The sequence below is a fragment of the Paraglaciecola algarum genome (genome assembly GCF_021532655.1).
Taxonomy (GTDB): Bacteria; Pseudomonadota; Gammaproteobacteria; order Enterobacterales; family Alteromonadaceae; genus Paraglaciecola; species Paraglaciecola algarum.
This window is the reverse complement of the sequence record NZ_JAKGAS010000001.1, coordinates 22120-34606: the sequence shown is the minus strand read 5'-3', so window position 1 is coordinate 34606 and position 12487 is coordinate 22120. Positions and strand designations below refer to the sequence as shown.

The window sequence follows — 12487 nt, the reverse complement described above, 5'->3', positions numbered from 1 at the left end:
ATTAGGACTCCTGTTTTTCAAATTGATTTTTTAATGTTTCTTTAATTCGGCCAATCCGCGTCGCCACATTGGTTTTACTGACACCTAAGCTATTCGCTATGCTGTCGTATGGTTCACTTTCCAGGTAGAGCAGCATGATCGCTTTATTTAACTTATCCAGTTGTCCAATAAATCGATATAACAACATGACATCTTGGTTGCGTTCTTCTTCTTGAGAGAAGTCAGCAATTTTCACAAGACATTCTTCATCTGCGTTGGCTCTATCTACTCGCTTACTGTCTTTACGGTAGTATGAAATGGCAACATTTAACGCTATTCGATACATCCAAGTAGAAAATTTGTATTCTGGATCGTAATTGTCATAAGCCAGCCACATAGTGGTTAATATTTCTTGAGCAAGGTCTTGTCGATCATCTTGATTTTGGCAATATGAATTCACAATTTTATAAACAATGCCCTTATGTTGCTCCATTGTTTGCGCAAATAACGCCTTATTAGTTGTATTCATTCATTCTTCAATCCATCATTTAATTTAAAACTAGTAATGTATGTAAGTATGTTTCCTGCCAATACTATGTTTTTGTGTTTTCTAAATATAGACATCCTTGTCTCCTTTTCTTGTTCCTTCGCTTCTTAATAATACTTACATAATATTGTTATCTAGTTATTCGCAGCATGGCTGAGATAATCACAAATATTTTTAAAAATATTGAAATAAACCGCAATTTTGTAGAATGACTATTCGGGGCAGTAGCTGGAACTGGAGTCGTAATTTTCAAAAAGGTATGGCATTAAATCTGGGTATCAGAGCCAGTTCAACTAATGACATTAGTGCTCGCCCCTCATTCTGAATATCGCTTTTAAATAGCAACTTATTAAGTTTTAACTTCATCAAAATTTTGTGTAAATAATATTGTGTAAATAATCAGAAAAGGAGTATTGTTTTGTGAAATCGTTATTCTCAGCAACTAAAACACAGTGTACAAAATGCATGCCCAGCATAGCAGCACACATCCAGATATTTAGAGGCTCGAATTGTAAAAATTGCCCATAGTGCAAAAAGTCTACTTAGTAAAACAAAAACGACTAAAAGTCGTTTCATGTACCATCGAAAACTTATGTGAGTTTAAAAATTAACTGAATAACAAGAATTCATTAGGGGTAACCTTATTACTTTCAAATTGGCGTTAATTTTTAAACATTATTTAACTCTAAGCGTTGTAAACCACAGGCATTTGGCCTTTCCACTTTTTCCATAAGTCATGCTTTATGCTCAACTGCGACATAAAATGAGCGACATTAATTCGGCTCGTTTGCCCTGCGTCAAAGATAGCACTGCGAATAGGAGATGAATAGACATGGTATTCAGTGACAGATAACTCATTAATAAGACTATCTGGGCGCACCGTTGCCCATTCAATAACCTTTTGATTTATGCCGAACTTCGATTGCAAATAGTCGGCGGCTTCCTCGTTATCAGCATGAGGAGGTAAAAGGTGTCTTAACAATCCGAGCACCATAGTTTGCGCGATCGATACAGTCTCACCTGCCAGTTTATTTTGGTTGCCTGTAGTATTCATTAAAATATATTTGACTGGCACTTTAGGACTGGTTTTGCCTATTGCTTCACATATACGCTTAGTTGCAATACTAACTAAACGCCTAGGGTGACCAAACATGCCTTTAAAGGTTAAGTTGTGGCCTAGACACGATATCACGGCTTTGCACCCCTGAACTTGGCTTTGAAGCTCAAAATCTGACATATCCAATAAATTAGCTTCCGTTATAGTTAGCTGATTATGAGAGGTTAAAAAATCTGGGAACCTGTCTCGTGAACGAACAACGATTTTCACTTTTTGTTCCTGATGTAGTAACTCTTCAACTAACAAGCGCCCCGTTGCCCCAGTCGCGCCCAAAACTAAAATTGTCATACAACACCTCCGCACATATAAAGTAATTAGTTGGCACTATACATATACGATAACAGTAGGTAAATTACCTAAACTTGCAAGATAGGTATACATATTTGTATGAACTGGAAGTCCATAAAATTTGACTGGAACCATACTCGCGCTTTTTTAGTCACAGCTGAAGAAGGCACTTTATCTGCTGCCGCAAAAGCCTTAGGTATGACACAGCCCACTTTAAGTAGGCAAGTTGCAGCTCTTGAAGCAGAAACTAACACCACATTATTTGAACGTGTGGGTCAGCGACTGGTATTAACCGATAGCGGAGTAGAACTTTTAGAGCATGCTCGAACTATGGGCAGTGCAGCGATGCAGTTTTCATTAGCGGCTACTGGACAATCGCAACAAATTGAAGGCACTGTGGTTATTTCTGCCGGTGAGTTAGACGCCGTATTTCGTTTACCAAAAGTCATTGCGAAATTACGCAACATAGAGCCGGGGATCAACATTGAAGTAGTAGTGACAAATGAAGCAAGCGACCTAAAGCGAAGAGAAGCAGATATCGCCATTAGAAACTTTAGACCCACTCAGCAAGATTTGATCGCCAAAAAATTAGCTGACGAAGTTATCTGGCTTTACGGTACAAGAGATTATGTTCAGCAATTACCCGCTTTATCACAACCTACTGAATTAGCAGGCGTGCAAATTATTGGCTTTGATCAAAGCGACGCTATTTCTGAAATACTCAAACCAAAAGGCTGGAGTTTGTCGAAACAAAACTTTCAACTTATAACTTCTTTCCAATTACTCCAGTTTGAACTTTGTAAAGAGGGCTTAGGCCTTATATTTTTTCCTGAAAATATGGCTGACAAACAACCTAAGCTTGTACGCGCATTTGAACATATTGGACCTGCAATGGAGCTACCGATCTGGTTAGTTTGCCACCAAGAGCTACGAACAAACCTTAGAGTAAGGCGTGTATTCGACTTCCTAGGTAGTGAGTTAGGTCAGAGTAGCTAACCTTATACAAAATACAAAGGCGTATTCATTTGTATGAATACGCCTTGTAAAATCTTGTGTTTTAGATCCCTTAACTATTAATCCCGTTAATCACCAAATTTAAAACGCACACCAGCATTAACAGTAAAGCCGTCGTTTCGTGACCAAATATCAGTGGTCCAGCGTCCGCTTGGGGCTTGTTGTGGTAGCAGCAAAGAATGCTCTCTGGTTTGGCGCACATTGAGGAGGTTTTCGGCATTAAGGAAATAACTGACTTTGCCAATGGTAATTTGGCCAAGTAAGCCTAAATGCCAATAGGCATCGCTTTTACTGGGCCCATTACTGGCAGAAAAAGAGCTACCCTCTAAGTGCTGAGTTCCGGTGTAATAAGCTTCGAACCCTACTAGGTGACTGCCATGCTCTTCCCACATTATTACCGCACCTGCCGAGTGTTTTGGCGTGAGGGTTAATGGTTCGCGGCCAAAGCCAGAGTCACTTTGTTTAGTGGCATCAGTATACAAATAACTGCCCGTTAGTTTTATGTCGTGCCAGCGATAGCGCAGTAGTAATTCGGCACCGCGTATTTCGCTGGCACCTAAGGCATTAACAATACGCACTTGTTTGTTTGAGCCAGCTGGATTATCCATAGCATCAAGGGGATCGATCACTTCAAGTTCAGTGACATTATCCACGTCAGATGAAAATAATGTCAGGCTAGTTTCAACACTATCAAACAGATAAGTAATATCGATAGAAGCCGTGGTGGCTTGCTCTTCAATAACATTTTCAAAAGGTGCTAGGCGCGATAAACCCGCGTCTTCAATATCTTCAATAAAAGGTGTGGGAGCAAAAAAGCCTTGGCCGTATGAGCCGCGAATGGTCCAGTTGTCAGGATTATATAGTACAGAAACTCTTGGACTAAACTGAGTACCATATTCGCTATGCCAATCGGCGCGAGCGCTAAGCGACATTGACACTTCATCACTGGCTTCATAATCCACTTGCGAAAACAAGCCCGGCACTTGGTAGTGATAATTAAACTCGGCAAAATCTTCAGAATCAAAGCGTTCTACTTGGTAAGCGGCACCCACTACCCAGGCCGTTTTATTACTGTAACCTGATACGCTGGATTCAAGTAAGTAGCTTTGGTGAAGATCGCTTTCTACAGCGTTTTCTCCAGTATTTTCTTCAAGCATACCGTAAACATGATCGTGCTCTTGGCGCATGGCCGAGCCACGCACATTTAGATTAAGCTCATCAGCTAGGGGTTTATCAAAAATAAAACCACTGTCGAGACGCAGTGAATCTTGATTTTGTGCAAAAGGATTGCCGTCTGGCACAGTGCCGCCTTCTGTGGTGCCGCCTATGCGTTGCTCTTTCATAGCGCCAACAGTCACATATAAATTAGCGCCATTTTCACCCTCCCAATACAAACGAGGGCGAATGGTGGCGCGCTGAAATTCGGCCATATCCAGCCATCCATCGTCATCTAAATCTTGTTGCTGTTGATTGTGGATGCCAGCGGTTAACGAAGCACTAGTGCTGTTGTTTATAGGCGCGGCAAAATACGAGGTAAAATCTTGGCCATTTTTTGAGGTGGCGTTTAATAACACCTCCCCTTCAAATTCATCTGACGGCGTCCGAGAAATTAAATTGATCACTCCACCTAGAGCAGAACCACCATAAAGAGACGATGCAGAACCTTTAATAATTTCAACATTCGCCAAATCGGTAGGTGGAATTTGTAATAAACCTATAGATGCCGTTTGCCCGCCGTATAAAGGCAAACCATCACTGAGTAACTGGGTATAACGGCCATACATACTCTGTAATCGAATATTGGCACTGCCCAAAGCTGGAGAGGTATTTTGCACCCGCACACCGCCCGTTTCGGCCACCAGCATAGAAATATTGCCCGGGCGCATTAGGGCTTTTTCTTGAATTTCTTCACCGTTGATAATTTCGATACGGGTCGCCGACTCAGTAACAATTCGGCCAAGGCGTGATGCGGTAACTTGGATTTTTTCAACCTTAGTTTCGCCGTGTTCATGATGATGTTCGTGATGCTCTTCTTCATGGTGTTGTTCTTCATGGCCATCGTGATGGTCTTCATTATTGTGAGCGTCTTGGTGATCTGCTTGGTGATCTGTAAGCTGCTCTTCATGAGCTTCTTTATTGAGATCTTGATACTGGTCATCTGCACTTGCGAAAGATATTGCCGGCACTAACAGCATAGCCATTGCGACATTAGAATATTTAGTAAGCATTTTTACCTCAAATAATGCTAAAAACTGCGAAAATTTCGCAATTAATAAAACGAGTTTTAGTGGTTTCTAGGGGTGGAACTAGCAGACTATGAGGTAAAAATAGGCGGCCGATACAAGGAGGTAACAATATGCACGGGGGATGCTTGGGCGAGTGACAACATAGACTCACTGGCAAGCATTATCTTTAAGTAACCAAGAGTATTGTCTAAAAAAGCTAGAGAGCTACAAGCGTTAGCCGGACAAAAGCATTCGCCGTCACAGCAGTCTATGTCACAGCAGTCATCAACTTCATCTGGCACTGTTGCGCTAACGTCATCGAGATTATCGTTTTGTAGAGGAGCCTGCTGCAGGCTGTTTTCTGTTTGTTGAGAGTTTTTTGTTGGTAGAGTACTTTTCGTTGGTAAATTAGACACGTCGTCAAAGACTTGTACCTCAGCATTAACACTAAGACTAACATCATCAAAGGCAATAAAATGATAAGCCATAGATTGCCCTATAAAAGCAACCAACAGAGTTATCATCAACAGCAATTTTGACAATGGTTTAAACATATTACCCTTAATGAGGTAGTTAACCTCTAACAAAAAACGCGGCTATTGTAAGGATTTTTAAGGGTGAAGTGAAGAGCAGTATCGAGTAAATAGAAACTAGTTTAAATCCAAAGACCAAAAGGCTAAAAACTATTCACCACAGAGTTCACAGAGGCTTCGCAACACAGAGAAAAACTAACTGATTGTTAAACTTTTTTACTTCTGCTTTTCTCTAGAATCCAATTTATGCTTCTAAGACCATCATCTCTACAGTTCGTATTAGGTACGTTTATAAACATCCGAACGATGGCCAAGCTTAATCACTTGAACGACTAATTCATTATCTCTAATTTGATAAATTATTCGATACAGACCTTGTCGAATTCGATATAGATCGTGACCACTAAGTTTAATAGCCCCTTCTCTTCGAGGATTTTCAGCAAGTGAGTCAATTTTTGTAAGAATTTTTTTGATATCGGCTTTTGGAAGCGTTTTAAAATCTTTGGTCACTGACTTTTTGAAAGTTATTTTATATTTTTCCATCAGACTGCAAACTATTTAACAGGTCTTCATATGATATTTCGGGCTCATCAACTCTCTGCCTAACGGCTTCTAAGTCTTCTTGATCTTCACGCATGAGCAGCCTTACGGCTTCATCGATAAGTTCTGATACAGACGTATCAGATGATGCAGCACGAAGCTTAAGCGCGCTGTGTATTGATGGTTCAAAATAAACAGTTGAACGTTTTGATAAAGTACTCATGAATCACCTAAACCTAAATAGCGTTATAACATTATAGCACCAAGACATTGTAATGAGGAATTTAAAGGAAAGAAAGTAAACAGCAGTAGCGAGTAAATAAAGGCTAACTAAATCAAAAGCCAAGAGACTAAAAGCGATTCATCACAGAGTTCACAGAGGCTTCGCTACACAAAAAAGCAATAGATGGCTGAGATATAAAATGATTAACCATTACTTTTAATGCTTTTCTCAGTGTTCTCTGTGCCCTTTGTGGTTCAATATTTTTGTTGCTTTTGTTTTTACTAGCTTCTAAGACAGTCTCCTTGTATTTCCTCTTAACCACATACAGAAATGCCGTATCAGGGAACGACAGCAGTAACACAAAAATGAAGCAGCTATTTGCCCATTCATAGGATGACCTAAAAATTCAGAAACTAGGATGTATTGAATAAGTTATTAATTTAACTATGGAAAATATTTTTCACATGGTTTTTAATAACAAGTAGAAACGTATCGTTAAGTCAGGCCTCCTTTTGCTTTTGCAACTCTTAGTAATTTTGATAGCGGTAAAATTATTACAAGGTAAGTGCTGATAGTGACGAAACTAAAAATGAAATCGAGAAGTTATATATCTCATGCTTGATAATAAGCGTTATATTTCACACTGAGTACGGAGGCTCACTTGGACTATCTAGTATACGGAGACGAAAGTGGGACGACAGGAAGTGACCGCTGTTACTCTATTGGTTTGCTTTGCGTCCCAAAACCAAAGGTTGACGAGTTCAATAAATACGTTATTGATTTAAAGAAAAAACGTGGGATTGTTGGTGAATTAAAGTGGTCAAAAATTAAGAATAGTGCTGGGCAAGCAAATATCTGTGTAGATATCCTCTCAATGGTTCTGAGGAGTTCGTGTTGCTTTCACTCTATCGTTGTTGAAAAATCTATTTACAACAACTGGAAATCAGATAGAGAAAAAGCATTTTATCAAACCTACACGTACTTATTAAAAAACACTGCCAAACAAGTAAAATCAAAACTTATCGTTTTGATAGACCAAAAGTGTGACAAGTATAAAAAGAACGATGAAGTTATTGGCATAGTTGCTAACAATATGTTGGCAAAACTTGGCTCAGATAGAACCATTCAAGGAGTAACAATGAATGATTCAAAAGAGCACCTTGGTCTACAAGTCGTAGATATCTTAACTGGTGCAGTAAACTCCGGTTACATGAAATTCCTAAACCCTAAGTTAACTTTATCTGTAGCAAAAGAAGCAACATTTATTAAAATGGCAAATATGCTTGGTTGGGATCAACTGGTTTATGATACATACCCCAATAAAGACTTTAACATTTGGCACTTTCCGTCTGAAAATAGGTCAAGACCTTCAACAAAAACAATTACGCCTAATTTTAGTATCAAGGCACTCGAGCCAAGTGAAATAGAACAATCTAATAAATAAGGATAACCTCCTGTTAGTTAATCCATCCACTTTTCAACTGCTTTTCCTCCGTGATCTCTGTGTTCTCTGTGGTGAAATTCTTTGGCGGCGAAGCCGTGCTGTTAAATGCTAGTATCTATTTACTAGCAACTAGTCACTGCTTTTTGGTTTTCTAGTCTTTGCTTTTTCTAACCTCTATTTACTAGCATCTATTCCCTGCTTATATGGCCAGTGCTTCTAATGCACCACTACCCCTTCAGGTATGGCCTTAGCTTGACTCCATTGCTTAGGTGATAGCCCTTACTTTATTGAATTTATAGCCCAACCGACTTAGTAAGATTAGGGTTAAAAAGATACTCATCAGCCCAATTCCACCGCCATTTATACGCTTCACATCTATGCTGGTTGTGGCCTCTTCACTTTGCGACTCACCATCACTAGCAAACACTGCAAAGATTAATTGCTGACTATCAAAATCACTAGGTAAACTGAAAACTAAGCTTTGTCCTTGTTGCTCAAACTCCACTATTGTACCTGCTGTTTGCCGCCAAGTGAGTTGGATATCTGTGTCATCCGGATCAGTTACAGTGGCCACTAAGGTCACACTTTCCCCAGCACGGGCTTCAGAATTAGGCTCGACACTCACTACTGGTACATCGTTAGTATTCACAATATTAAGCTCTACCGCAGTGGCAACCGACAACACACCTTTGTCATCCGCAACACGATAATAAAACGCATCTGCCCCAGCATAATTATCTAAAGGCGTGTAAATAACCTTGCCCTGACTAACAGAGGCAGTGCCATTAGCGGGTTGTTGGGTTATCTCTAGGCTTGAAGAGTCTAGAGTTAAAACATTAGACGCTTTTATTAAACGCGATGTTTGATGGGTAATCCCTGCCTCTAATTCAACATCTACCTTAATATCTACAGAGCCTCTGTCGTTGGCCAATAGATCAAGTTCGACTTGTGTATCTTCCACAATATCGAACTCATCTATATTTGTTGAGCCTTGCCCATCCTCTAATGCAAGAGCAAATGAAATATTTGCTTCGCCAGTTGCTTGAGTTTCAAGTTTTAGGCTATAGCCGTTTTCTGGCAGTGGATTGGGTAATGGCGTTCCTTCGCCATTAAAATAATAATCCACACCAACCAAGGCTTCGCTGTCTTCTGCACCGATACTTGCAAACTGGGGCATGCTGGGAATAGATAAATAATTGAACCAAATATTATCGCTATTTTTTTGGATTATTACTTGAAACGTATACTCAGGAGCCGGCGCACCATTGTCATCGACGAGGTAGGTTTTAACCGAATCCCACTCCACTATTAAATACTCCAGACCATCAATAGTACGCACGGTCTGACGTATAGCACTGTTGTTAGCTTGGATTGGTGCTTCAAAGCCTGGAAATTCGTCTTCATTATTTTGTTGCTGATAAATATAACGGGCCCACAATGGCGCAATAATATTGTTTACTTCATCTGGTTGCGGAAAACGCTGAGCGCTATACAAGTTAGATTGGTTTTCACCCGCCACAATATACCCTTGACTCGACAAGATTAACTGGGAGTATTGTTTTCCATTAAACTCAAAATCAAATTCAATTACTTGACTAAAATCGCTACAACTACCATCACAACTTATTGCTGGCACGCCCATTGAATCAAGTGACTGGTTACCCCAAGCTTCTTGAGGTGCTAACGTCATTTCACCTTGCTCTAACTGCCCTTTCCAAGTTAGTTGATTGCTTTGTTGTTGATAATCAAATTCATCTGTTTGTCCTCTGACTAAGTCTGCTTGCTCGCTGTTAGTGATTAGACTTGCATTTGGCGGCAATGTAATGGTCAAAACAGGTGAAGTCGTAAAATCAAAGTTTCTCACTTTAGTATGCATAATAATGCCATCACTAGGATTAGTCGCATCTGCACTGGTACTTAAAGCGCTGTTATCTGCATTGTCGTTAGCATGAATGGCCACCGCAATATGTTGTTCTGGCTGTGTACTACTACTCAAAACTATACGCCCAAACACCCAAGTACCAGGCTCAACATCTGTAGTCGTAAATTTAATTTCAAATTCAGCACTGTCGTTAGTTTCACCATGTGCATCTAACGTGAAGCTTTCTTGGTTGACACTTGCAATAGCGGCATTGTTATCAAGCTCTACCGATACATACCACTGCCCTGCCGATGACGTCATATTTTGCAATCTATCTCTAAAATAACATTGGCCAATACAAGCCGCATTAGCGTAAGACACCTTATCAAAAGTCAATGCCGCATTTATAGCTGCATTTATTTGCATTCGCCCTGATCCGATATTGAAAGGCGTAGCTTGTTCACCTGCCGCCGTTATATTGTGATAAGCAGTTGAAGTGAGTGCTGATTTAATCTGTGTTGTATTCCAACTTGGATGGGCTTGCTTTAACAATGCCACCGCGCCAGCAACGTGAGGCGACGACATACTGGTACCAGAAATCGCAATATAGCTTGGCTCTTGAGGTTCAGCGGGTGTTGAGATGGGATCAGGCATACCCGGTAAGCCAGGCAGATCCGGTATATTTTCTACAACCGGAGCAGAAGCAGAAAGAATATGAGTACCTGGCGCAGCCAAATCTGGCTTTAACACATTAGGATTTTTATTTGGTCCCATTGAGCTTGATAAATTGACGATATCGAAAAAATCAGGGTCAATATAACTACTCGTACTGGCGTCTATGTTGATGATAGCTTGGCTAGAGTGAGACTTGTTTGATAAAGCAATTCCGGTTGCTCTGGATACCCCTAACACCGGAATAGCATAATCGAGTTCATAAGGTTTAAATGGGCTACGAGCTTGAGTATCAGCTACTGCATATTGATAAATAATAGCCATGTCGCCGCCCGCTAATCTGACGTTTTCAACCACTCTACTTAAATCACAGTCTCCAAGGTAATTGACTAACACAGCTGCATTTTCAAAGGTAGGTTCATTAAAAGGGTACTCACAAGCACCAGTAAAATTTGCACCTATTTCACTGTATGCCCGCAAAGAAAGACTGTAATCACTTGGCAAAGCAGCTGCTTCGCCTTGCACTCCTATAAAGCTGGTATTATCTACTGTGATCCTGTGTCCAAAAAACCTACCGTGCATAGTATTAGCCACGGTGATCCCCGATTCGATACAACCAGGGCAATTAATACTGCCTCCTTCGACAATACCAGAATTGCCTGCAGAATTAACAATGGTAATACCTAAGGACTCAGCATTGGCATAAACATCAGCATAAACAGAATCTTCTGGTTGTTCGGCGGCATAGGAACCCCATGAATTGTTAATAACGTCAGCGCCGTCATTGACTGCATGTTCTAAGGCTTCAAGTAACATGCTATCCGAGCCAAACGTACTGCCGTGGGATGAAAAAAGCGCTTTATAAATCATCAAATAGCTACCTGGTGCCACCCCAGAAAGGGTGACAGGTACCCCTTGATATTCGATTTGTACAGGATTACCTGCAGCAATACCTGCTACATGGCTACCATGTCGGTTATGACCTAAAGGTGACATATGTTCATTGGGGTCGATATTGACAATCCCTAATTGCCCCGACTCATTATCCATTAATGCATGCGCAAAGGGATCGACCCATCTCGCTACAATAATCTTGTTATTACAAAATTCAGGATCGCCATCACTCGCGCGGCAATAATCAGGGTTCTCTGTTAAATAACTATTGTTCGATAAATCCGGTGCGCTGAATCCATCATCAAAAAACATAGGATTGTCGTTACGAATACCAGAATCGATAATCGCAATTTTTAAGCCTTTGCCCGCTTCACTTTGCCCGCCAATCTCCTGCCACGCTGCTGTAGAGCCAATTAAATTGTGAGATTGATCAAGGTGCACATAACGTAGTCGATCGGGATAAATCTTTTTCACACCTTGGGTTTTAGCTAACTTAGTCACCTCATCTTGGGTGGCGCTAACAGCCAAGCCGTTTAATAAAGACTGATAACTGGCATGAACAGCCATATTTGGTATGGAAGAACGCAATGTTTGAATAAAACCTTGTTGATTAGTAATTAACTTAGTTCTATAAGATTTTACTAAATTTGACTGTTTTGAGGTTTTATTAAGTGCTTGTTTTGATTTGGATGAATTGATTAAATAGGTACTAATCGCAGGATCTTCTAGCTGAATAATATAACGTTGTTTTAACTTGGTTTTGTCAATTTCTCCACCGGTACTGTGCGATGCCGGTGTGTTAGCATAGCTGCTAAATGTTAAAACTAAACCAATAAAAATCAATACACTACGACTATTTAAGCGCTTTACAAAAGATCCAACCACTACGATTAACTCCCTGCTTTATACCGTTGTTAGAAACGATTTAATAAATTAGTTTTTTGATGGTACCTAGAAGAAGATTCTAAACTTCAGCAATTCGTAACGGAATGTAATAATTTGTAACCTAAAGAAATTAATAGAATGATAAACAATAACCATCTAATTAAAAAACATCACAATCAAACCTAATAATGTATCGGCCGGCATAGTCATTGTTGTGGCGAAAAACAAGGCTGTGTAATTGAAGCGGTGGTGTAACTTGTGTTAA

At 40.2% G+C, this 12487-nt stretch carries 9 protein-coding genes; 2 read left to right on the top strand and 7 right to left on the bottom strand.

What is annotated here, in order from left to right; genetic code table 11:
- Position 1: 1 nt before the first annotated feature.
- On the bottom strand, positions 2–508 hold the full coding sequence (locus L0668_RS00170; RefSeq protein WP_235310046.1) for a sigma-70 family RNA polymerase sigma factor: 507 nt from the start codon (positions 506–508) through the stop codon (positions 2–4).
- A 703-nt stretch (positions 509–1211) separates the two neighbouring features.
- Entirely contained in the window at positions 1212–1931 is a 720-nt protein-coding gene (locus tag L0668_RS00165) for an NAD(P)-dependent oxidoreductase (RefSeq protein ID WP_235310045.1), read from the bottom strand.
- A 99-nt stretch (positions 1932–2030) separates the two neighbouring features.
- Here L0668_RS00165 and L0668_RS00160 point away from each other — a divergent pair, with 99 nt between their 5' ends.
- Positions 2031–2927 (top strand): LysR family transcriptional regulator, encoded by an 897-nt coding sequence (locus L0668_RS00160; RefSeq protein WP_235310044.1) that lies wholly within the window; start codon positions 2031–2033, stop codon positions 2925–2927.
- Positions 2928–3013: 86 nt separating this feature from the next.
- On the opposite strand, the gene L0668_RS00155 is transcribed toward L0668_RS00160, so the two are convergent.
- From L0668_RS00155 to L0668_RS00140, 4 genes are all read right to left on the bottom strand, one after another.
- Entirely contained in the window at positions 3014–5173 is a 2160-nt protein-coding gene (locus L0668_RS00155) for a TonB-dependent receptor plug domain-containing protein (RefSeq protein ID WP_235310043.1), read from the bottom strand.
- Between the two features lie 86 nt (positions 5174–5259).
- Positions 5260–5658, bottom strand: coding sequence for a hypothetical protein (locus L0668_RS00150; RefSeq protein ID WP_235310042.1), 399 nt, complete (start codon positions 5656–5658; stop codon positions 5260–5262).
- Between the two features lie 324 nt (positions 5659–5982).
- Positions 5983–6246 (bottom strand): type II toxin-antitoxin system RelE family toxin, encoded by a 264-nt coding sequence (locus tag L0668_RS00145; RefSeq protein WP_235310041.1) that lies wholly within the window; start codon positions 6244–6246, stop codon positions 5983–5985.
- A complete protein-coding gene (locus L0668_RS00140) occupies positions 6233–6466 on the bottom strand; it encodes an RH3 domain-containing protein (protein WP_235310040.1) in 234 nt (77 codons plus the stop codon). Before L0668_RS00140 ends, L0668_RS00145 begins: the two co-directional genes overlap by 14 nt.
- A gap of 661 nt (positions 6467–7127) precedes the next feature.
- Here L0668_RS00140 and L0668_RS00135 point away from each other — a divergent pair.
- A complete protein-coding gene (locus L0668_RS00135) occupies positions 7128–7910 on the top strand; it encodes a DUF3800 domain-containing protein (protein ID WP_235310039.1) in 783 nt (260 codons plus the stop codon).
- A 265-nt stretch (positions 7911–8175) separates the two neighbouring features.
- On the opposite strand, the gene L0668_RS20805 is transcribed toward L0668_RS00135, so the two are convergent.
- Complete coding sequence (locus L0668_RS20805; protein WP_349815620.1) at positions 8176–12222, bottom strand: S8 family serine peptidase; 4047 nt, start codon at positions 12220–12222, stop codon at positions 8176–8178.
- Between the last annotated feature and the right edge of the window lie 265 nt (positions 12223–12487).